This window comes from Mycobacterium sp. SP-6446 (assembly GCF_001954045.1).
Taxonomy (GTDB): domain Bacteria; phylum Actinomycetota; class Actinomycetes; order Mycobacteriales; family Mycobacteriaceae; genus Mycobacterium.
The window spans coordinates 15,427-34,050 of sequence record NZ_MBEM01000021.1 but is presented as its reverse complement, the minus strand read 5'-3'; the positions used below and the strand labels follow the sequence as shown (position 1 = coordinate 34,050).

The following is an 18,624-nucleotide window of genomic DNA, read 5'->3' as shown; positions in this document are numbered from 1 at the left end:
CCGATTTCGTCACGATCGCCAGTTGCGGGACTTCGCTTTGCGCGCGGGCCTGCCGCCGCTGGCGTTGGACGGCGCCCAGATGCGCCCCGGAGTATCCCTCGATGCGTACGGTGCCCGCGCCGACCACGATGACGTCGGCGAGCTCGCGGAGCAGGTGGAAGATGAATCGGTCGCCCGGCCCCGCCATGGTGCCGGTTTTGCCGTCGGCGGTGGCGCCGCCGTCCAGGCTGGTGATGAAGTTCGCCCGCACCCATGTCCCGTCTCGGTCGGGATACGCGTAGAGCTGGGGGAGTTCGCCGTCGTCGAGTTCGCGCGCCGAGCCGAGCAGCGTCAGCGGCGGCGCCTCAGGAAGGGGCATGGGCTCGATTGCAGCACGCCGCTACAGTTCCTGCATGCACGGGTCCGCTTCCGGCCGGGTGGCTCACCTGGTGGATCGGCATCCCACCGTGTCGCCCGAGCGGCTGATCGCCCAATTGCGGCCGCCCCCAACGTTCGCCGACGTGAGCTTCGCGACATACCGCCCGGATCCGGCGGAACCCACCCAGGCGGCCGCCGTCGTGGCCTGCCGGGATTTCTGCGGGGAGGCGGTGCGGCGCCGGGCCGGCCGCCGAAAGTTGTTCGGCAGGCGGGCGGTATTGCCCGGCGTCGGGCTGTATCTGGACGGCGGTTTCGGGGTGGGCAAGACTCACCTGCTGGCCTCGGCCTACTACGAGTTGCCGGGCCCCAAGGCGTTCGCGACATTTGGGGAGCTGACCCAGCTGGCCGGGGTGTTCGGCTTCGCCGAGTGCATCGACCTGCTGTCCGACTACACGGCGGTGTGCATCGACGAGTTCGAACTCGACGACCCGGGCAACACCACCCTGATCTCGCGGATGCTCTCGTCGCTGGTCGAGCGGGGTGTGTCGGTGGCCGCCACCTCCAATACCCTGCCCGAGCAACTCGGTGAGGGCCGGTTTGCAGCCCAGGACTTTCTGCGTGAAATCAACACGCTGGCAAGAATTTTCACCACGGTGCGGATCGAGGGCCCGGACTACCGGCACCGCGATCTGCCCCCGGCGCCGCCGCCGCTGCCGGACGATCAGGTCGCCGCGCGCGCCGCGGCGGTCGAGGGCGCGACGCTCGACGACTTCGACGCGCTGTGCGCGCACCTGGCGACCATGCACCCGTCGCGGTATCTGACCCTGATCGAGGGCGTGACGGCGGTGTTTTTGACCGGCGTGCACGGCATCGACGACCAGAACGTCGCGCTGCGGCTGGTGTCGCTGACCGATCGCTTGTACGACGCCGGCATTCCGGTGGTGGCGTCGGGGGCGAAGCTGGACACCATCTTCAGCGAGGAGATGCTGGCCGGCGGATACCGGAAGAAGTACTTGCGGGCCACGTCACGGCTGTTGGCGCTGACCGCCGCCGTCAACGCACCTCGCGGGTCATGACGAAGTCGTCCTCGGTGGCGTCGCCCACCTGAAACGTCCTGGTGCCGCTGACGTCGAAACCGCTCCTGGCGTAAAAGCGTTGTGCGCGTTGGTTTTTCTGGTTGACGCCGAGCCAGACGCGGCGCACGCCCCAGTCGGCGGCGAGGGCCAGTGCGCGCTCCATCAGCGCCGTCGCGACCCCGGTGCCGTGCAGCTCCGGCAGGACGTAGAGCTTCGACAGCTCGGCGGCCTCAACGGCGCGAACGAGCATGGCGTACCCGATGATTCGGCCGTTCCGCGCTGCGGCGAGTACGGCATGTTGCGGGTCGGCCACGTACTCCGCGAAGCGGTCGGCCGACAGGTGGGTGTCGATGAACGACGCGATGTTCTCCGGCGCCAGCGACGGCGGGCACGCCAGCGGGAAGGTGCGCGCGGCTACCGCGGCCAGCTCGTCAGCGTCGACGCAATCCGTCGTGGCGAGGTGAACCTCGAGCGTCAGAGGTTCCACTGCGCGAGATGCTGGCCCGTCTTCTTGTCCAGCAGTACGACATTGGAGACCGGATCCCGGTAGGCGTCCCAGTACACCCCGCCCCGGACGATCGCCCCGTTGGGCGCATTCGTGAGCACGTTGTCCAGCGCGTCGGGTGCGTCGGTCGCACGCGGCTTGTAGGCGTCGGCGAATGGAGTCACCCCGTCGAAGCTGAACACGGTCGCCAAGATGAACGGGTTGGGCACCCGGATCGCGCGGACCGTCACATCCGCCCGGTTGGGGGTGCTGCCGGGGAAGCTTTTGATCGGAACGCCGCTGCGCGTGTAGCCGAATCCGGGCGGCGGGTCGCAGGGGGCCACGCTGCTGACGGTGACGTCGGCGATATACGTGTCGGTGGCCACCCGCAGCGTGTCGCCGATGTGTCCGATCGGTGCGTCTTGAGCCCGCGCGGGCGGAGCCGCGGCCCCGACGGCGGTCACGCTCGCGGCGGCAACCAGGACGGCGGACAGGGCGATCAGCCAGCGATGCATCATCGCATGATTGCACAGGCGCTATGCAGAAGGGGAGGGGTGCTTCCCGCTGGCCAGTGCTTCGAGCGCCGCCGCGGCATCGTCATCAACCCGTTCCTTGTCGACGCCGGCGGAGTGCAGCGGTCCGGCGCCGTCCTCGAGTTCGAGCAGGGCCATCAGCATGTGTTCGGTTCCAATGTAGTTGTGGCCCAGCCGAAGTGCCTCGCGGAAGGTCAGCTCCAGCACCTTGCGCGCCGGGCCGCTGAACGGGATGAGTTTGGGAGGCTCTCCGGTGGACGGGGGAAGGGTTATGGCGGCCCGGAGCGCCTTTACGTCGACCTGTTGCCGTTGCAGCAGCTGCGTGGCCAATGCGGCCGGATCGTCCAGCACGCCGAGCAGCAGATGGTCGGGGGTGATCTCGGCGTTGGCCGCCTGATGCGCGGCGTTCTGGGCCGCGACGACGGCGTTGCGGGCCCGCGGCGTGAAGCGCCCGAAACCCTGTTCGGGATCAAGGGTGGTGGCCTCGGGCCGAGGAACGAACCGTTTCTGCGCGGCCTGTTTGGTGACGCCCATGCTCTTGCCGATGTCCGTCCAGGAGGCCCCCGATCGGCGCGCCTGGTCGACGAAGTGCCCGATCAAGTGGTCGGCGATCTCACCCAGATGCTCGGCCGCCAGAACGGCGTCGGCGAGTTGATCAAGCGCGTCGGTGTGCACCTGCTTGATCGCGTTGATCATCTCGTCGAGGCGCACGGGATAGGCGATGGGCGTGGAATCGGGCATATCGTCAACGGTAGGTTGACGGCCCAGTGATGTCAACCCAGGGTTGACGGTTAATGCTTTGTTACACGTAGTGCGGCCCGCTACCTGCGCTGACACAATGCTGACTCATGAAACTACTTCTGACCCTGGCAGGTTTTGCCGCCGTGATCGGCCTGGCCGCGCCCGCGCACGCCGATAGCACCGACGACGCATTCATTGCCTCGCTCAAAGCCGCCGGCATCACCTATTCCGACTCCGATGCCGCGGTCGGGGCGGGCAAATGGGTGTGCGACAAGGTAAACGGGGGCACCGACATGTCGACTGTCGTCAAGACGCTCGGAACCAAGAACGCCTCGCTGAACCCGGACAAAGCCGCTAAGTTCGCGGCCATCGCCCAGACCACGTACTGCCCGGACACCGCATCGGACAGCAGCTCGAGCCCGAGCTCTGACACCCCGGCGCCGTCGTAGGAGTCAATCTTCGGCCGGCGCCGCCTCGCCCTGGTCGGGTTGCGTGGTTGGCCCGCGGCGGCCGCCGGGCGGCCGGCCGAGTTCCAGCGGCCCCAGCCCGGGAATGGTGCGCGGGGGCGTCGGCACCGATCGTTGCTTCCGCCAGTGGCCTGCCCGCGAGAGCCGCCAGTCGGCCGCCCATCTCCACTCGTAGACCTCGGGCGTGCTCAGATTCCACGCCAGCGCCGCCATCCTCAGGCCGGTGCCGCGGGCTTCCATCCACGAGGCGATCACCCAGACCCTGTCGAGGTCCTCGTCGGGAATTTCAAAACCCCACGACAGTTCTTCGTCGTCGCAACCCATCGAGGGGCGTATCGCGGGTTTCGGCGTCGAGACGTCGAACCGATTGCCGTCCGCTTCGAGGTCGAGCCCCACTTCGTAACGCACGGTTGGCCCCGCCATCCGCAGCCTCACCTCCAGCCGGGCCTGGCCCCGGCGGCGCGGTGTGAGCCGATCGATAACCATCACGACGCCTTTGGCGCGCGGGTTTTTGTGCTGTGCCCGTAGCCGATTCGCGAGGGCAATGAGCCCGAGCACAGCGATGATGCCGACAAAGACGTCGAGAACGATGAGGGCCGCCACGTCGTCCTAGATAACACCATCCGCCCACGGGCCCGGCATTCGCCCGGGATGCACACCGGCGTGGCCTCTGTCAGAATCGGGGAGCTATGAGACGTCTGCCGATGCTGTTCAGCGTCGCCACCATGATCGCCCTGGCCGCGCCGGCGCATGCGGACAACACGGTCAATGGCAACGATCAAGCCTTTCTCGGCGCGCTCAACCAAGCCGGGCTGACCTATCAAGATCCCGACCGCGCGGTGGCGGCCGGCAAAAAGGTGTGCGATCTGGTCAACGGGGGAATGGCCGCCGTGGACGTCGTCAAGAACCTGGAGCAATACAACCCCGGGTTCGCGGGCGACGGTGCGGCGAAGTTCACGGGCATCGCGGCGGAGGCGTACTGCCCCGCCGCCCTCGCCCGCGCGCGTCAGGACGCATCGCTCGCGGCCTTGGGGCGCTGACGGGCGTCCATCCTGGACCATTGACCTGGGCCGCCGTGGTGGCGACCGGGCACCTAGACCTGGTCTCCCTGTCGGTGATCGTGCTGCTGGTCGGTGCCTATGGGTGGTGCTACCGGCATAACCGGGAAGCGGAGCGGGCGGCCGGATCCGCGCAGGCCACATGCTTCGCCGTCGGCGTGCTGCTCTGGGTGCTGGCCACTTCGAGCGTGATCGGCGCCTACGCCTACGTTCTGTTCTGGATGCGGGCGCTGCAGGTGCTGCTGTTGCTCTACGTCGTCCCGTTCTTCATCGCGCAAGCCAAACCGGTGACCGTTGTCCGCAACGCGCTGACGGCCGCCGGCCGCGGCCTCGTCGACCGGCTGTTGGCGAGCCGGCCCGCCCGGGTGCTCGCACACCCGTTGGCCACGTCGGTCGCAATGCTGGCCTCGCCGTGGCTGCTCTACCTGACGCCCTGGTATGCGGCGGCACTCGAGAGCGAATGGATCGGCGCGCCGACTCGGATCCTTCTGGTAGCCATAGGTTTTGGGTATTTCTACGCCAGACTGCAAGCGGACCCCGTTCCGCGTAGGTATTCCCAGGCGATTTCGTTGCTGATCACCGCCGCCGAGACGCTCGGCGACGGGCTCTTGGGGCTCGTGATTTGGCAGGGCTCGCTGATCGCCGAGGCGTATTACGCTGGGCTGCACCGCTCCTGGGGCCCGGATCAACGGTTGGATCAGACCATTGGCGCGGGTGTCTTGTGGATCCTCGGCGACGTTGTCGGGGTGCCCTTCGTACTGCTGTTGATGCGCGCGTTGTCCCGCGACGAGAAAGCACACGCGGTGCGGGTCGACGCCGAACTGGACTCGGCGGAGGCGGCCGGGGACGACGGTGCGGCACGGTCTGGATTGTGGTGGGAGAACGATCCACAGCTGCGGGAGCGATTTCGTCGCGGCTAGCGGTACGCCGTAAATCGCTGTGGCGCAGTCCTTTACATGGCTCGATGCGGGGGCCCGGGCGGGCCCCCGCATCGACGGTGGTGGCTGTTAGGTCGAGGTGACGTATTGCGGGCAGTAGGCCGAGGCGGCGTCGACGGCGAACGTCTTGGCGCCCTTGGCGCTCAGGCCGGTGGACTGGGCCACGGCGCTGATGACCTCCTGGCTCGAGTGGCCGTTGTCGAGGGCTTTGCACACTGCGTGGCCGTCGCTGATGGCGCGTGCCGCGGTGGGCGGCGTGATCCCGTCGGCCTGCAGCTGCGCGAGGAAGGCGTCGTCGACGGTGGTGGCGCCTGCGGTGCCGGCGAAGCCGAGCGCGGCGAGGCCGAGAGCGGCGGCGGTCAGGGTGGCGCGGGCTGCGGGGGCTGCGAAACGGCGAGTGAACATCGGGGTACTCCTTGTGCTGATGTGTGTTGTGGGGGGCGCTGTTTTGCGTTGACAACAGAATCGGCACAGGGCCTTTATGGTTTCTCAATAAATTCTTGACGGACCCGGTACGAGGCGTCGTACCAGGTCAACCGCGGTCGACGCGTTTCCGCGCCGTGAACCACTTGTATCTCAATAGTGACTACTGCATCTGTAGTCACGTTTGCACCGTTGATAACATGAAACGGCTGGCGTCTCCGGCCCGCACCGATCATGCCGGCGACCGCCTTGTCGCTCGGGCGGCAAACGCAGATGGCCAATACGACCCGCTACGCAACTCTTATAGGGGCGGTTGACTGCGTCCGGATTCAATACCGAAACGGGAGAAAAGTGGATAGCACTACCGAATTGATCATGCTCGCGGAAGGCGTTGTCCGGGGGAACAATATCGACCCCGGCCGATTGTGCAGGGCTGCCATCGCCGTCGCGGACAATCCGCCGGAGGACCCGGAGCTGGCCCGCTTCGCCGATCTCCTGATCGATGCATCGTTTGGATGGGCTCGGTTCAATGGCTCGCGGCTGAGATTGGCGACCGCCGTCCGCGCCTACGCGCTCGCGGCGTCACTAACGGTCGCCGACTAACTTCGGGCGTTACCGCCAGCCGGCCGGTAGGTCGATGACGTGATTGGGGCAGAGGTCGTGGGCGGCCTCGGACATGACAACCCGTGCGGTCTCGGCCGACATCTTCGCACGCAACAGCATGAAGGCGTATTCGGCTGGCGCATAACCCAATTGAGCGCCCTCCGGATCGTCCATCAGCTGGCATGCCTCCTTCTCCTGGTCGCTATCGCCCTGGGCGACGCCGGCGCAAAACAATGACACGAGGCCGACGAGCCCGCCGGCGACAATTTTCGTTGTGATCCCCACTGTGCCCTCTGCTTTACGACGGGATTCCGTGCACCAACCAGTTAATCGGACGCTTCGCGGATGTCAACCGCGCTTGCCTTCCGGGCGCCCTTGTCCAACAACGCTTCTCATCGGCGCGGCGACCCCCAAATGGCCGTTTACCTCGAGGATTCTCGGCGATACTATGCGTGAATGCGATTCACCAATGTCGCCGCGGCGGCCGGCATCGTTATCGCCGTCCTGTTAATCGTCCCGGTCGTGTTAATGGGGGCGCCGTCTGCCCGGGCTGATATCAGCGGTTACCGGCGTTGCATCGGAACCATTACGGAAATCCCCCTGAGCGAACCCAACCCACAAAGTCAGCAGCTCGCCGGGCTTGTCGCGATGGATCTCAAAGCCGGTGTTTCCCCTGCCGCGGAAGCTCGGAAATTGGAGCAGACCGGATTCGACTCGCGCGTCGCCAACGGGGTCGTGCAATGTGTCATGCAGGAGAACCCGTAGGAAACCGGGCGCCCTTCAGTCGTCGATATGGGTCGGCGGGTCAGCGAAGCCGAGACCCGAAGGCTGCTGGCCAGGGCCCATCGGATCGCAACGTCTTTCGGGCACTTGGTAGGAACTCATCCCGTTCAGGACCCAGTGGGTCGATACCACGCAACGTTGCCAGGTGCCATCGGGCTGGATGGGTCCATCGCACTTGCTGATAACGGGTCCTCCGTACTGGCAGCCGGCGTTGGCCGGCGGCGCTGCGGCCATCAGCCCTCCGGCCATCAGTGCGGCGCCCAGGCCGGCGATGAAAGCGGATTTCCCCCGCGACGTGATCGTGAATGCAGTCATGGCGTCTCCCTTGGGCTACCGCGACTCGATCATTGCACGGATTCCGCGGCGCGCGTCGCTAGCCGGCTAGCCGCTGCAAATGCGCCATCGCCTTGGCCAGCGAAGCCTCGGCGGGGCGCCCCAGACCGTGAGCGACCCAAGCGTCGACAAGCATCCACAGCGCGGCATACAGCGGAATGCACCAGGCCAGCTCGTCGCTCGCCGCGCGGTCGGGGCGATACCCGTCATGCAATAGGGAGACCGACGTCGTATCGGCGCGATGAGCAAAGCGCGCAAGGTCCCACCGGGGATCCGCGACAACCGCGTCACCCCAATCGATTACGCCGGAGAACCTGTCCGCATCGACGAGGATGTGGGAAGCCTTGAGATCGCCGTGACACAGCGCCCCGACCTCGACGGCGGCCAGCGTCCCGGCGTGAGCGCTGAGTGCGGCCTCCGCGGCGTCAGCCACCGTGGCCGCGATCGAGTAGCTGCCGGCCATGCGACGGACCTCGCGGCAGATGTTCTGCAGAAAGCCGAGCCAGGAGGTGTGCGTCGGCGAGAAGCCGCCGCTGTCGTTCCACGTCGCCTCCGCCAGCCAGCCGAAGCCTGGTGGTCGCGTGTCGTGCAAGCGCCGCAGCGCGGCGCCCACCTCGACAATCGCCGGATGCCCGGCCACGACCGGTTCGCCGGGAACGCGGCTCATCGCCAGGGCACTCATGCTGTCTTTCGCACCGAGGCGCGCCAGCGCGAGGATCTCCGGAGCGCCACAGCCCGCCTCCGCCCCCCGCGCACACGCCCACGCCTCGGCCGCCAACGCGTCATGACCCGTCGACGCCTTCACCACGAATCGACGCCCGCCCGCGTCGACCTGGTAAACCGCGTTGGTGGCGAACGAATCGACCCGGATAACGCGGTCGGGCCGACAGCCACGCTGGCGCGCCATGAAACCCGCGACCGCCCGCTCCAGTTTTTTCGGAGTCATGATGAATGCATAATTTTGATCTTGACCGGAAAACTCGGTTTGAGCTGCAGCATGTTATCAGTTTGTTGACTGCATTAACAGGCCGGCGCATTCGTTATTTATATGCCCCGACACTCGGCCTCAAAACGGCGAAAATGTTCTTCCGCGTTCTGGCCTACGGCGGTAACATCAAACGTTGTTATACAGGTGTTCAACCCGAGATGAAAGGCCATCCGATGAACGCTAAGAGCAGCAAGCGGCGGATGTTGAAAGCTGGCGCGGCGGCCGTGGCATTGGTCGCAGTGATGTTGGGATCGACGGGGTGCACGATAACTGGTTGCAGCGGTTCGATACCCGGAACAGTCACCTGCGCCTAAATCACTTCTGCTGACCCACAACGGCGCCGCTTGGGTGGCGCCGTTGTGGGTCACATTATGCGAGGTCAGTCGGCCGCGCGGTGCGGTGTGCCGGGGTGCCGGATTGGCCAAGTTGCGCCGAACAGTACCCGGTGCATTCGTGGTTCTATCGGGCGCATAAATTGCTGCTCTTCACAGCCGCTGCCGCGATAAAGTCTTGCCAAGGGTGCGGGCGGGCCTTCCTCAAACGCCGGTTGGTGTGCCGTCGATTTTCTGTTCGCGCGCCAGGTATCCCGACCGAGGACCCGACGCCTGACAGGAGATCGATGCAGGAGCGACGCGCAAAAGTCGACGTCAACTTGTCTTGGCATCTGGTCTGGCTCTTTGCGCTCTTAGAAGGCATCACGGTTCCTTTAGTGCCGTTATTTTTGGAAAGTGGGCCTAACGTAAAATCGACCGCCCACCCCGTTTCGTTTGCAACCAGAATGGTGATCATCGGCGTATATGGAGTAGCCATAGGATTCGTCGGGGCATTCATAATTTCCCTGTTGCTGAATTACGTTGCCTTCCGCAGGTTAAAGATTAGTCTTAACGGTGCGGTTATTGTGCGAGTGACCCGTCCACTCGCTATCGGACTGTGGGGCGGCTTGTTGCTGGCGCTTATTTTCTGGATACAGCAATGCATGGGTGGCGTCTTGGTGTTTTCCTTGACGGTGAATCTGATGCTGCTCGGATTTGTCTCAGCGGCGGGTGCCATCATCATTACTACCTGCGTTTACTTGCTGGCGGCGAAAGCCGCGCCGCGCCTGGGAATCCAACTAGATACCACCGAACAGCGGCTGGCGTTGACCGGAGTTCCAATTCTTTCGTTTGCTGTGTTGGTAGGACTTTACGAAGGATTGGCCGCGCCGATCCTCCACCAATGGGAATCGGCTTCCCAGCACAAGGTGTTGATTGCACTCGTAGTGGGGCTTGCGGGAGGTGCGCTGAGCAGTTTGATAGTGGTGGCGCTAGCTCACATGAGCGTGATCAAGAAACACATGTGGCTGGGATTTTCCCTAATGAGTGAATAGGGCAATGGTGTCTCTGGTGCGCGATACTGGGATTGAACCAGTGACCTCTTCCGTGTCAGGGAAGCGCTCTCCCGCTGAGCTAATCGCGCTGGGAGTCGAACTTTGGAGGTGGAGACGGGAATCGAACCCGTGTGCACGGCTTTGCAGGCCGTTGCCTCACCACTCGGCCACTCCACCGCTGGGATTGATGCCACTTGCACCTTCGAGCGGATGACGGGATTCGAACCCGCGACCCTCACCTTGGCAAGGTGATGCGCTACCAACTGCGCTACATCCGCGCGCAACGGACGAGATCGTCGCCCGGTGCGAAGCACGACGATAGTCCACGTAAGCGGGCCCACACAAATCTCTTGACGCGGGCCGTGTCCAGGCTATCGCGCGACCCCCGCGGGCGCAGCTGGCGTCCCGCGATGTCCCGTCGTGCTACCCTTCGACGTCGTTCGCCTCTCGGCGCCGGTCCCGTGGCTCAGTGGGAGAGCGTCCGCTTCACACGCGGAAGGTCGCTGGTTCGATCCCAGCCGGGACCACCACCAGAATCCGATTTTCTGGGCGCCATCGATTAACTCAGGCTGCGCTGATTCCCGTCGCGCGCAGCTAGCCGCGCGTCCGGGCGACAATGGGCGCGAGACCAAACCCGGCGGTGAAGGATGGTGGACGATGGTTGGCAATCAAGAGGGGATCGGCACCCTGAAACTCGAATGCCCGCAGATGCACACCGTGGGCAGGATTCTCAAGGAGGCCCCGCATCAGTCGGTCGTCTACGACCCGGGAGCCCAGGTGGGGCCGCGGCGGTTCTGGCCGGATGAGCAGGACCAGCCGCAGTTCACAACGAATTGCCGCTTTTGCGAGAAACCGGTGGGGGAGACCACGACCACGCTGCAGGGCAAACTCCGCAGCCTGATCGACAGCGCATCAGAGACAATTGACACGGTGACACTGCAGTACGTGTAGCCCGGGGTAACCGCGGCGGCGCCTACTGTAATCGCTACAGTAGCGAGCCTACGGCGCGATGCGGCACCGACGGCGGCGCCGCGTGAGAGGAGTCCCGTGGCGCAGAATCCGACACCCAGCCCCCGCCCCCCGGAAGGGGATTGGCTAGGCACCCCGTACCTGTCGTTCGACCGCCACGGGCCGATCGCCGTGTGCACGATCGATCGCCCGGACGCGCGTAACTCGATGACACCGGCGATGTACTTCGGAATCCGTTATGCGGTAGGCCGTCTCAACGAGGACCCGGATCTGGCCGGGCTGCTGATCACCGGATCCGGAGACGTCTTCGCGCCCGGCGGCGACATGGGCGGCGGGGGAGCAACCGACAACTGGATCACCTTCGGCTCGGCGCTGGGCATGGACGTCACGCCGTTCGACGCCGTTCGCACCTCGGGCAAACCCGTCGTGTCGGCGGTCAACGGGCTATGCCAGGGCGGCGGCATGCAGATCGCGTTGTGCAGCGACCTGTCCGTGGTCAGCGAGCGGGCAACCTTCCGGGTGCCCGAGCTCTTCCGCGGCTACGCCGACACGTATTACAGCCAGATGCTGGTGCGGCTCATCGGCCCCGTACGCACCCGCGACCTCATGTTCACCGGGCGGGTGCTGTCGGCGGCCGAGGCCCTCGACTGGGGCCTGGTGACCAGGGTCGTGCCCCACGAGGATCTGCTCGAAACGGCCAAAGACCTACTCGCGCAGGTGTGCCGGACGGCGCCGCGTGCCCGCGGTGTCATCAAGTCCAGCATCGACAACTACCTGGGCCTCTACGACCGCATCGGCATGACCGCCAGCCTCGGCGACGCCGAGGCGCGAGAGGGCTTCCGCGCCTTCAAGGAACGCCGCTCGCCCGATTGGGTGCATCCGGAACTGCGGGTTGAGGGACGGCTATAGATCCCTAGACCTTTCGCGTGCGGTCCTTCCAATAGGGTTCGCGCAGCTGGGTTTTGAGGATCTTGCCGCTCGCGTTGCGGGGCAGTTCCGGCACGAACTCGACGGTTCGCGGGCATTTGTAGGCGGCCAGGTGCCGGCGGCAGAACTCGACGATGTCGCCGGCGTCGACGTCATCGGTGCTCACCACGATCGCCTTGACGGATTCGCCCCAGTAGTCGTCGGGCACGCCGATGACCGCGGCGTCGGCGACGGCGGGATGCTTGATGAGCACGCTTTCCACCTCGGGGCCGTACACGTTCTCGCCGCCGGTGATGACCATGTCCTTGAGCCGGTCCTCGATGTAGACGTAGCCCTCGGCGTCGAGGCGGCCGATGTCGCCGGTGCGCACCCAATCGTCGGCGGTGATCGTCTCGGCGGTCGCCTCCGGGCGGTTCAGGTAGCCGGTCATATTTTGATTGCTTCGCACCCAGATTTCGCCCGGCTCACCGGCGGGTAACCGCTCGCCCGTGTCGGGATCGACGACCTGAATCTCGGTGCCCAGCACCGCCTTTCCCGCCGACAGCTGCAGGCCCGGCCGGGCCCCGTCGCGGTGGTCCGCGTCAGAGAGGGCGGTGACCGCGCCGCACAATTCGGTCTGCCCGTACACCTGCACGAATTTCGTGTCCGGCCACGTCGCGAGCGCTCGATGCAGCAGGGGCAGCGGCATCGGCGCGGCGCCGTACACCAGGTGGCTCAGGCCGGAGAGCGTCGCACTTGCCGCCGCGCCGGCGTCCAGGAACCGGGCGATCACCGGGGGCACAAAGAAGGCGTGGGTCGCGCCGGCCCGCACCGCCGCGATCAAAGCCGCCGCGTCGGGCTCGCGCGTCATGATCGTCGGCACCCCGGCGCGGATGCCGAACAGCGCGTAGCCGATCCCGCCGACGTGGAAGAGCGGCATGGCGACGAGGTTGGCGTCGCCTTCGCCGAACGGAAACGCCGGTGCCAGGTTCGCCGAGTGGTTGACCAGCGCGCGCTGGCTCAACAACACGCCCTTCGGCCGTCCCGTGGTGCCCGAGCTGTAGATCACCAACGCGGTCTCGCCGCCGTCGAGCTCGGTGTCGGCCGGCGCGGGCGACGCTGCGGCGAGCAAGGATTCGTACTCGTCGGCGTCACCGCCCACCACCACGACGCGCTCCAGGCCCGCGACCCGAGGGGCGACCGAGTCGACCGTCGGGCGCAGTTCGGCCCCGACGAACAGCAGCCGGGCGCCGCAGTCGTCGAGCACGTGGACGAGCTCGTCTGCGATCACGCGCCAGTTGACGACGGTGGTGACGGCGCCGATCGACGCGGCGGCGAAGAGCACCTCCAGGCAGGCCGGGTGATTCTTGTCCAGGAACGCCACCGCCTGGCCACGCCGCACACCGGCGGCCCGCAGCGCGCCCGCCACGTGACGAATCCGCGACGCCCACTCGGCCCATGACCACTGCAAGTCCCCGTAGCGGATCGCGATGTCGTCCGGCCTGCGCCGCGCGTGCTGGTCGACGAATCCGGCAAGAGTCTCCGCGGTGCTGGTGGTGGTATCGGCTGGCGGCATCCTATGAGTGTGCACTGAGGGCTGCGGGTGTGCGGTGCGGGCGCCCTGAACGCACGCTCGATTCGGCTGGGCGTCGGTGTGCCAACATGACTGCCATGGTGAACAGTGATCGCGCCCGTTCTCGCACGTTCGTCGTCACCGGTGCGGCCTCGGGCATCGGCCTGGCCACCGCGCGGCGCCTGCTGGCCGAGGGCGGCAGCGTCGTCGGCGCCGACCTGGCGTCCCCGCCCGACCTCGGCCCCGAATTCCGGTTCGTGACGGCCGACGTGAGCGACGAGACCGCGATCGCCGCCGTGTTGGAGGCCGTGCCCGACCGCCTGGACGGTGTCTTCCACGCCGCCGGCGTCGCGGGCGGCGGCCCGGTCCATCTGCTCGACCGCGCCGAATGGGACCGGGTGATCGGGATCAACCTCACCGGCACGTTTCTCGTGGCCAAGGCCGCGCTGGCACGGATGATCGAGCAGGACCGCGTCCACGGCGAGCGGGGCTCGATCGTGACCGTCGCCAGCATCGAGGGCCTGGAGGGCACCGCGGGCGGCAGCTCGTACAACGCCGCCAAGGGCGGCGTCGTGTTGCTCACCAAGAACATCGCGCTCGACTACGGCCCCAGCGGCATCCGGGCCAACGCGATCTGTCCCGGCTTCATCGAAACACCAATGGCCCAAAGCGTTTTCGGACTGCCGGGCATGGAGGGCCCGCTGGCCTCCATCACCGGGGAGCACGCCCTGCAGCGGCTCGGCCAACCGGACGAGGTCGCGGCGATGGCGGCCTTCCTGCTGTCACCCGACGCCTCCTTCGTCAGCGGCCAGGCCATCGCCGTCGACGGCGGCTACACGGCGGGTCGCGATCACGGTGTCGTCAAACTCTTCGGCTTCCCCGACTAGCGCCCTAAGATTCGCGCATGGTCACTCCTGACGAGGCGATCGACGCGATCCGAGGTACCGGCGGAGCGCAGCCGGGCTGCCGGGCGTTGCACGCGAAAGGCACGCTGTACCGCGGCACTTTCACCGCGACACCCGACGGGGCCGTGCTGTCGCGCGCCAAACATCTGGATGGCTCGACGGTCCCGGCGCTGATCCGCTTCTCCAACGGATCGGGAAACCCGACACAGCCCGACAACTCGCCGGGCGTGCGCGGAATGGCGGTGAAGTTCACCCTGCCCGACGGCTCCACGACGGATGTCTCGACGCAGACCGCGCGGCTGTTCGTGTCGAGCACGCCGGACGGCTTCGTCGATCTGCTGAAGGCGATGCGGCCCGGCCTGACCACGCCGCTGCGCATGGCCCGGTACTTCCTCACCCACCCCCGGCTGCTCGGCGCGCTACCGCTGCTGCGCGACGCCGACAAGATCCCGGCAAGCTACGCCACCACCGAATACCACGGGCTGCACGCCTTCCGCTGGATCGGCGGCGACGGCAGCACCAGATTCGTTCGCTACCACCTGATCCCGGCGGCGGGGACGGCAGGTGTCTCCGGATCCGCCTCGGGCCAAGACTTTCTCACCGACGAGCTGGCCGCCCGCCTGGCCGGCGGGCCGGTGCGGTTCGACTTTCGCGTTCAGATCGCCGGGCCGAAGGACTCCACGGTGGACCCCTCGGCGCCGTGGCAGAGCACAGAGACGGTGACCGTCGGCACCCTCGAGATCACCGGATTGGACACCGAACGCGAGCGCGGCGACGACATCGTCGTGTTCGACCCGATGCGCGTCACCGACGGCATCGAACCTTCCGACGACCCGGTGCTGCGCTTCCGCACGCTCGCGTACTCCGCGTCGGTCAAGCTACGCACCGGCGTCGATCGCGGTCCCGAGGCGCCGCCCGCCTGACGCGGACTAAGCTCCTCGGGAGTGCTGCTCTCCCATGTGCTGTTGATCGCCCTGGCCGGGTTTGGCGCCGGTGCCATCAATGCGCTCGTCGGATCGGGCACGCTGATCACGTTCCCGACGCTCGTCGCCCTCGGCTATCCGCCGGTCACGTCCACCATGTCGAACGCGGTCGGTTTGGTCGCCGGCAGCGTGTCGGGCACCTGGGGTTATCGCGCAGAGCTGCGCGGCCAGTGGAATCGGCTCGCCTGGCAGATCCCGGCATCGCTCTCGGGCGCGATGGTGGGCGCCTTCCTGCTCCTGCATCTGCCCCCGACGGTGTTCGCCCGGGTCGTGCCGGTGCTGCTGGTGCTGGCCCTGATCCTGGTCGTGATCGGACCGCGGATCCAGTCGTGGGCGCGCCGGCGCGCCGAGGTAGAGGGCCGCTCGCCCGAGCACATCACGCCGGCGCGCAAGGCGGTCCTGGTGCTCGCCACCTTCGGAGTCGGGGTCTACGGCGGCTATTTCACTGCGGCGCAAGGCATCCTGCTGGTCGGCGTGATGGGTGCACTGCTGCCGGAGTCGGTGCAGCGGATGAATGCGGCCAAGAACCTGCTGACGCTGGTCGTGAATCTCGTTGCGGCGGTGAGCTATACGCTGGTGGCCTTCGATCGCATCAGCTGGCCGGTCGCCGGGATCATCGCGGCAGGCTCGCTGATCGGAGGATTCCTCGGTGCGCGCTACGGGCGCCGGCTGTCGCCAAATGCGTTGCGCTCCACCATCGTCGTGGTGGGCCTCATCGGACTGTATCGGCTGCTGACGGTATAGCGGGCGGGCGCCGTTCAGCTCAGCGTGGCCTCGGCGGCCGCCGCGATGACGTCCATCACCTCACGACGCTTTCGCCAAGCCCGCAACTGCCGCATCGCACCGTTGCCCTGTGCGGCGATACGGTCGAGTTCCGCTGTGACGCGCCCGTATTCACCGAGCGCCTCCAACGCCGGGCGTAACCGCTGCACCAGGAAATGCAGCTGCTCACGGGCCGGCACCGCCCCGCGGCCGCCGACCAGATCGAGCGCCTGGCCCGCCAATCCGTCGTGGGCCGCCTTCCAGTACGCCGCCCGCAGCGCCGCGGGTTGCAGACGCCCGACGTCGTCGCCGCGGTCACGCGCGTCGAGCGCCGTCATCACCGCGGCCCGGATCAGCGTGGCGAGCAGCACGGTCTCGGCGACCGTCGCCGGCACGTCGGCCACCCGGACCTCGATAGTCGGGAAATTCTCCGATGCGCGCACGTCCCAATAGATCATCTTGCGATCGAGGATCACGCCGCTGTCGATCAGCATGGCCACGGTGCGGTCGTAATCCTCGGGCGCCGGGAAGAACGGCGGCGGCCCGGCGACGGGCCAGCGTCGCCACAGGACGCTGCGCCAGCTCGCGTAGCCGCTGTCGGCGTTGCGATACAGCGCGGAATTGGCCGACAGCGCCAGCAGCGACGGAAGCCACGGCCGCAGCCAGTTGCTGACGTGGATGGCCGTCGCCCGGTCGGGCACCTCCACGTGGACGTGGCATCCGCAGATCCCCTGCTCGTGGGCGATCATGCCGTACTGCTCGCCGATCCGCCGGTATCGCTCGGTGTCCGTGACGGGAAACTGGTGCGGCGTGGCCGGCGGCAGCCCCAGGGCCAGCAGCCGAACCCCGGCGGCCTCGGCGGCCTGTGCCGCGGTGCGCCGCAGCCGGATGAGTTCCTCGCCGAGTTCCGCACTGCCGCTCACCACGCTGGAGGTCGTTTCGACCTGGCAGCTGCTCAGCTCGAGCTGCAGTGTGACGCCGCGGCGCTCGGCTTCGTGCGCCACCGCCGTGTTGCGCGGGGCGGGCTCGCCGGTGTCCGGATCGACGAGGAGAAATTCCTCCTCAACGCCGAAGGTGGGCCTGAAACTGGGAAGATCGCTCATCCAGCCTCCGAGGCCGCTAAGGGAAGCGACTGTGGCTCAACGTTTTTGGCGGGCGTCAGCTCACCAGCGAGCGGGCATCCCCAGCGCGGAGTCCTTGGTCGGGAAGATGGGCAGCAGGCCGCCGAGCCCGCATGCGTCGATGACTCGGGCGACGACGGGCTGGCGGCTGACCACGCGTAGTTCGATGCCACGGCGATGACATTGTTGCGCCTGGTCGGCGAGCACCGCGAACGCGCAGCAGGCCATGAAGTCGAGGCCGGTGACGTCGACCACCAGGGGGCCGGGCGGGGTCGCGACGTTGGCCGCCTCGGTGACCAGGTGGCGCCAGGCGTGCTCGTTGCAGGCGTCGATCTCGCCGCCGGCGTTGATCAGCACCGCGCCCTCGCACCGATCGGTTGTCGCCCGCAGCCTGCTCTGAGGATCGCCCAGCTCGTAGACCAGCCGGGTGCTGAGCATCAGATGGGGGCGCGATATCGGTTCTGCAGTGACCGGACTCATGATGGACTCCCTTCCACCGGCGCTTGGCGCCGGGATGGATGCCCGTCCTGCACGTCTGAAGACAGACTTTCGCGGATCGCGAATCTCATTTGTATAACGAGACAGGGCGGTCTGTCTACTGGCTGGCCTTAAGAGTATGGTGAGGCGGGTCATGACAACGCCTGATGTCGCGACGTCCGCCACCCCGCCTCGTGAACGCATCGTGAACGCCGCATACGAGCTGTTCAGCAGGCGGGGCATTCGCGCGGTCGGCACCGATCAGGTGATCGAGCGGGCCGGTGTGGCAAAGGCGACGCTGTACCGGCATTTCGCGACGAAGGACGATCTCGTGCTGGCCGTGCTGCAGCGGCGTGAGGAGGTCTGGACGCACGGTTTGATCGAGGCGCAGTCACGCGAGCGCGGCACCACGCCGGAGGAACAGCTGCTCGCGATCTTCGACGTCATGCACGACTGGTTTCAGCTCCGCGACGGCTATGAGGGCTGCTCCTTCATCAACGTGTTGCTCGAGTTGGGGGCGGACCACCCGGCCGGGCGGGCCAGCGTCGCGCACATCGACAACGTTCGCGACATCGTCCGCCAACGCGCCGTGGCCGCGGGCCTGTCCGACGTCGAGGACTTCGCGTGGTCCTGGCACATCCTGATGAAGGGCGCCATTATTCTCGCGGCCGTGGGTGATCCCAATGCCGCGCTGCGCGCCCAGAAGATGGCCCGCACCCTGATCGAACAGCACCGCGCGCCCACGCCGGCGGTGGACGAGGCGGTGGGCTAGCTGGGC

General features: G+C 66.8%; 26 protein-coding genes and 4 tRNA genes. 15 read left to right on the top strand and 15 right to left on the bottom strand.

From position 1 onward, the window contains the following. Positions 1-358: dihydrofolate reductase family protein (locus A5736_RS01785; protein WP_175611158.1), on the bottom strand; the 358-nt coding region annotated here is incomplete at its 3' end. Here A5736_RS01785 and zapE point away from each other — a divergent pair. Beyond that, positions 357-1,433 (top strand): cell division protein ZapE, encoded by a 1,077-nt coding sequence (gene zapE / locus A5736_RS01780; protein ID WP_139333070.1) that lies wholly within the window; start codon positions 357-359, stop codon positions 1,431-1,433. The genes A5736_RS01785 and zapE overlap by 2 nt on opposite strands. On the opposite strand, the gene A5736_RS01775 is transcribed toward zapE, so the two are convergent. From A5736_RS01775 to A5736_RS01765, 3 genes are read right to left on the bottom strand one after another with little or no spacing between them, the layout of a single operon-like run. Beyond that, positions 1,411-1,920, bottom strand: coding sequence for an N-acetyltransferase (locus A5736_RS01775; protein WP_076244194.1), 510 nt, complete (start codon positions 1,918-1,920; stop codon positions 1,411-1,413). The two genes, zapE and A5736_RS01775, sit on opposite strands and share 23 nt — an antisense overlap. Continuing rightward, entirely contained in the window at positions 1,908-2,432 is a 525-nt protein-coding gene (locus A5736_RS01770; RefSeq protein ID WP_076244202.1) for a hypothetical protein, read from the bottom strand. Before A5736_RS01770 ends, A5736_RS01775 begins: the two co-directional genes overlap by 13 nt. A 21-nt stretch (positions 2,433-2,453) precedes the next feature. Further along, positions 2,454-3,191: a Clp protease N-terminal domain-containing protein gene (locus tag A5736_RS01765; protein WP_076244192.1), complete on the bottom strand. Its 738-nt coding sequence runs from the start codon at positions 3,189-3,191 to the stop codon at positions 2,454-2,456. Positions 3,192-3,298: 107 nt separating this feature from the next. Here A5736_RS01765 and A5736_RS01760 point away from each other — a divergent pair, with 107 nt between their 5' ends. Further along, positions 3,299-3,640: a DUF732 domain-containing protein gene (locus tag A5736_RS01760; protein ID WP_076244190.1), complete on the top strand. Its 342-nt coding sequence runs from the start codon at positions 3,299-3,301 to the stop codon at positions 3,638-3,640. Positions 3,641-3,643: 3 nt separating this feature from the next. Here the strand turns inward: A5736_RS01760 and A5736_RS01755 are convergent, their stop codons facing one another. Then, positions 3,644-4,261 carry a hypothetical protein gene (locus A5736_RS01755; RefSeq protein WP_076122107.1) on the bottom strand — a complete coding sequence of 206 codons (618 nt, stop codon included), beginning with the start codon at positions 4,259-4,261 and terminating at the stop codon, positions 3,644-3,646. A 101-nt stretch (positions 4,262-4,362) separates the two neighbouring features. Between A5736_RS01755 and A5736_RS01750 the strand changes: the two genes are divergently transcribed. Both A5736_RS01750 and A5736_RS01745 read left to right on the top strand, forming a co-directional pair. Beyond that, positions 4,363-4,698 (top strand): DUF732 domain-containing protein, encoded by a 336-nt coding sequence (locus A5736_RS01750; RefSeq protein ID WP_254848268.1) that lies wholly within the window; start codon positions 4,363-4,365, stop codon positions 4,696-4,698. Then, positions 4,695-5,636: a cytochrome c oxidase assembly protein gene (locus A5736_RS01745; RefSeq protein ID WP_076244200.1), complete on the top strand. Its 942-nt coding sequence runs from the start codon at positions 4,695-4,697 to the stop codon at positions 5,634-5,636. The genes A5736_RS01750 and A5736_RS01745 overlap by 4 nt, the downstream gene beginning before the upstream one ends. Positions 5,637-5,723: 87 nt before the next feature. Here A5736_RS01745 and A5736_RS01740 read toward each other — a convergent pair whose 3' ends face one another. Further along, positions 5,724-6,059 (bottom strand): DUF732 domain-containing protein, encoded by a 336-nt coding sequence (locus tag A5736_RS01740; protein ID WP_076244186.1) that lies wholly within the window; start codon positions 6,057-6,059, stop codon positions 5,724-5,726. Between the two features lie 393 nt (positions 6,060-6,452). Here A5736_RS01740 and A5736_RS01735 point away from each other — a divergent pair, with 393 nt between their 5' ends. Then, positions 6,453-6,680: a hypothetical protein gene (locus A5736_RS01735; RefSeq protein ID WP_139333069.1), complete on the top strand. Its 228-nt coding sequence runs from the start codon at positions 6,453-6,455 to the stop codon at positions 6,678-6,680. Between the two features lie 9 nt (positions 6,681-6,689). On the opposite strand, the gene A5736_RS01730 is transcribed toward A5736_RS01735, so the two are convergent. Beyond that, positions 6,690-6,965: a hypothetical protein gene (locus A5736_RS01730; RefSeq protein ID WP_233147921.1), complete on the bottom strand. Its 276-nt coding sequence runs from the start codon at positions 6,963-6,965 to the stop codon at positions 6,690-6,692. 171 nt (positions 6,966-7,136) lie between these two features. On the opposite strand from A5736_RS01730, the gene A5736_RS01725 reads away from it, so the two are divergent. Beyond that, the gene (locus A5736_RS01725) at positions 7,137-7,445 is read left to right on the top strand and encodes a hypothetical protein (RefSeq protein ID WP_076244184.1); all 309 of its coding nucleotides are present in this window, start codon (positions 7,137-7,139) and stop codon (positions 7,443-7,445) included. Between the two features lie 15 nt (positions 7,446-7,460). Here A5736_RS01725 and A5736_RS01720 read toward each other — a convergent pair whose 3' ends face one another. Further along, positions 7,461-7,778: a hypothetical protein gene (locus A5736_RS01720; protein ID WP_076122112.1), complete on the bottom strand. Its 318-nt coding sequence runs from the start codon at positions 7,776-7,778 to the stop codon at positions 7,461-7,463. A gap of 58 nt (positions 7,779-7,836) precedes the next feature. Continuing rightward, complete coding sequence (locus tag A5736_RS01715) at positions 7,837-8,742, bottom strand: phosphotransferase family protein (RefSeq protein ID WP_076244182.1); 906 nt, start codon at positions 8,740-8,742, stop codon at positions 7,837-7,839. Between the two features lie 5 nt (positions 8,743-8,747). On the opposite strand from A5736_RS01715, the gene A5736_RS25790 reads away from it, so the two are divergent. Together A5736_RS25790 and A5736_RS01710 are read left to right on the top strand one after the other, a co-directional pair. After that, positions 8,748-9,098: a hypothetical protein gene (locus A5736_RS25790; protein WP_139333068.1), complete on the top strand. Its 351-nt coding sequence runs from the start codon at positions 8,748-8,750 to the stop codon at positions 9,096-9,098. A 305-nt stretch (positions 9,099-9,403) separates the two neighbouring features. Next, positions 9,404-10,150 carry a hypothetical protein gene (locus A5736_RS01710; protein ID WP_139333067.1) on the top strand — a complete coding sequence of 249 codons (747 nt, stop codon included), beginning with the start codon at positions 9,404-9,406 and terminating at the stop codon, positions 10,148-10,150. A 14-nt stretch (positions 10,151-10,164) separates the two neighbouring features. Here the strand turns inward: A5736_RS01710 and A5736_RS01705 are convergent. The 3 genes from A5736_RS01705 to A5736_RS01695 form a co-directional block, all read right to left on the bottom strand. After that, a tRNA-Val gene (locus tag A5736_RS01705) sits at positions 10,165-10,239 on the bottom strand. Between the two features lie 14 nt (positions 10,240-10,253). Continuing rightward, positions 10,254-10,327, bottom strand: a tRNA-Cys gene (locus A5736_RS01700). Between the two features lie 28 nt (positions 10,328-10,355). Beyond that, positions 10,356-10,428 (bottom strand) — tRNA-Gly (locus A5736_RS01695). A gap of 177 nt (positions 10,429-10,605) precedes the next feature. Here A5736_RS01695 and A5736_RS01690 point away from each other — a divergent pair. The 3 genes from A5736_RS01690 (at position 10,606) to A5736_RS01680 (ending at position 12,028) form a co-directional block, all read left to right on the top strand. After that, a tRNA-Val gene (locus A5736_RS01690) sits at positions 10,606-10,680 on the top strand. Positions 10,681-10,807: 127 nt separating this feature from the next. Then, positions 10,808-11,101 (top strand): hypothetical protein, encoded by a 294-nt coding sequence (locus tag A5736_RS01685; RefSeq protein ID WP_076244180.1) that lies wholly within the window; start codon positions 10,808-10,810, stop codon positions 11,099-11,101. A gap of 96 nt (positions 11,102-11,197) precedes the next feature. Continuing rightward, complete coding sequence (locus A5736_RS01680; RefSeq protein WP_076244178.1) at positions 11,198-12,028, top strand: enoyl-CoA hydratase/isomerase family protein; 831 nt, start codon at positions 11,198-11,200, stop codon at positions 12,026-12,028. Between the two features lie 4 nt (positions 12,029-12,032). Here A5736_RS01680 and A5736_RS01675 read toward each other — a convergent pair whose 3' ends face one another. Continuing rightward, on the bottom strand, positions 12,033-13,601 hold the full coding sequence (locus A5736_RS01675; RefSeq protein WP_076244176.1) for a long-chain-fatty-acid--CoA ligase: 1,569 nt from the start codon (positions 13,599-13,601) through the stop codon (positions 12,033-12,035). 86 nt (positions 13,602-13,687) lie between these two features. Between A5736_RS01675 and A5736_RS01670 the strand changes: the two genes are divergently transcribed. From A5736_RS01670 to A5736_RS01660, 3 genes are read left to right on the top strand one after another with little or no spacing between them, the layout of a single operon-like run. Beyond that, a complete protein-coding gene (locus tag A5736_RS01670; protein WP_175611157.1) occupies positions 13,688-14,485 on the top strand; it encodes an SDR family NAD(P)-dependent oxidoreductase in 798 nt (265 codons plus the stop codon). Between the two features lie 17 nt (positions 14,486-14,502). Then, complete coding sequence (locus A5736_RS01665) at positions 14,503-15,426, top strand: catalase family peroxidase (RefSeq protein WP_076244173.1); 924 nt, start codon at positions 14,503-14,505, stop codon at positions 15,424-15,426. Positions 15,427-15,462: 36 nt separating this feature from the next. Beyond that, positions 15,463-16,230: a sulfite exporter TauE/SafE family protein gene (locus A5736_RS01660; protein ID WP_175611159.1), complete on the top strand. Its 768-nt coding sequence runs from the start codon at positions 15,463-15,465 to the stop codon at positions 16,228-16,230. A gap of 14 nt (positions 16,231-16,244) precedes the next feature. On the opposite strand, the gene A5736_RS01655 is transcribed toward A5736_RS01660, so the two are convergent. Beyond that, positions 16,245-17,351 (bottom strand): glutamate--cysteine ligase, encoded by a 1,107-nt coding sequence (locus A5736_RS01655; RefSeq protein ID WP_076244169.1) that lies wholly within the window; start codon positions 17,349-17,351, stop codon positions 16,245-16,247. A gap of 60 nt (positions 17,352-17,411) precedes the next feature. Then, positions 17,412-17,849: an anti-sigma factor antagonist gene (locus tag A5736_RS01650; RefSeq protein ID WP_076122122.1), complete on the bottom strand. Its 438-nt coding sequence runs from the start codon at positions 17,847-17,849 to the stop codon at positions 17,412-17,414. A 151-nt stretch (positions 17,850-18,000) separates the two neighbouring features. Between A5736_RS01650 and A5736_RS01645 the strand changes: the two genes are divergently transcribed. Further along, entirely contained in the window at positions 18,001-18,618 is a 618-nt protein-coding gene (locus tag A5736_RS01645; protein WP_076244167.1) for a TetR/AcrR family transcriptional regulator, read from the top strand. The last annotated feature ends 6 nt before the right edge of the window (positions 18,619-18,624 follow it).

Coding starts and splice junctions, on each gene's coding strand:
- zapE (WP_139333070.1), top strand. CDS start 357: ATGGGCTCGATTGCAGCACGCCGCTACAGTTCCTGCATGCACGGGTCC.
- A5736_RS01770 (WP_076244202.1), bottom strand. CDS start 2,432: ATGCATCGCTGGCTGATCGCCCTGTCCGCCGTCCTGGTTGCCGCCGCG.
- A5736_RS01765 (WP_076244192.1), bottom strand. CDS start 3,191: ATGCCCGATTCCACGCCCATCGCCTATCCCGTGCGCCTCGACGAGATG.
- A5736_RS01760 (WP_076244190.1), top strand. CDS start 3,299: ATGAAACTACTTCTGACCCTGGCAGGTTTTGCCGCCGTGATCGGCCTG.
- A5736_RS01750 (WP_254848268.1), top strand. CDS start 4,363: ATGCTGTTCAGCGTCGCCACCATGATCGCCCTGGCCGCGCCGGCGCAT.
- A5736_RS01740 (WP_076244186.1), bottom strand. CDS start 6,059: ATGTTCACTCGCCGTTTCGCAGCCCCCGCAGCCCGCGCCACCCTGACC.
- A5736_RS01735 (WP_139333069.1), top strand. CDS start 6,453: ATGCTCGCGGAAGGCGTTGTCCGGGGGAACAATATCGACCCCGGCCGA.
- A5736_RS01725 (WP_076244184.1), top strand. CDS start 7,137: ATGCGATTCACCAATGTCGCCGCGGCGGCCGGCATCGTTATCGCCGTC.
- A5736_RS01720 (WP_076122112.1), bottom strand. CDS start 7,778: ATGACTGCATTCACGATCACGTCGCGGGGGAAATCCGCTTTCATCGCC.
- A5736_RS01715 (WP_076244182.1), bottom strand. CDS start 8,742: ATGACTCCGAAAAAACTGGAGCGGGCGGTCGCGGGTTTCATGGCGCGC.
- A5736_RS25790 (WP_139333068.1), top strand. CDS start 8,748: ATGCATAATTTTGATCTTGACCGGAAAACTCGGTTTGAGCTGCAGCAT.
- A5736_RS01710 (WP_139333067.1), top strand. CDS start 9,404: ATGCAGGAGCGACGCGCAAAAGTCGACGTCAACTTGTCTTGGCATCTG.
- A5736_RS01685 (WP_076244180.1), top strand. CDS start 10,808: ATGGTTGGCAATCAAGAGGGGATCGGCACCCTGAAACTCGAATGCCCG.
- A5736_RS01675 (WP_076244176.1), bottom strand. CDS start 13,601: ATGCCGCCAGCCGATACCACCACCAGCACCGCGGAGACTCTTGCCGGA.
- A5736_RS01670 (WP_175611157.1), top strand. CDS start 13,688: ATGACTGCCATGGTGAACAGTGATCGCGCCCGTTCTCGCACGTTCGTC.
- A5736_RS01665 (WP_076244173.1), top strand. CDS start 14,503: ATGGTCACTCCTGACGAGGCGATCGACGCGATCCGAGGTACCGGCGGA.
- A5736_RS01655 (WP_076244169.1), bottom strand. CDS start 17,351: ATGAGCGATCTTCCCAGTTTCAGGCCCACCTTCGGCGTTGAGGAGGAA.
- A5736_RS01650 (WP_076122122.1), bottom strand. CDS start 17,849: ATGAGTCCGGTCACTGCAGAACCGATATCGCGCCCCCATCTGATGCTC.
- A5736_RS01645 (WP_076244167.1), top strand. CDS start 18,001: ATGACAACGCCTGATGTCGCGACGTCCGCCACCCCGCCTCGTGAACGC.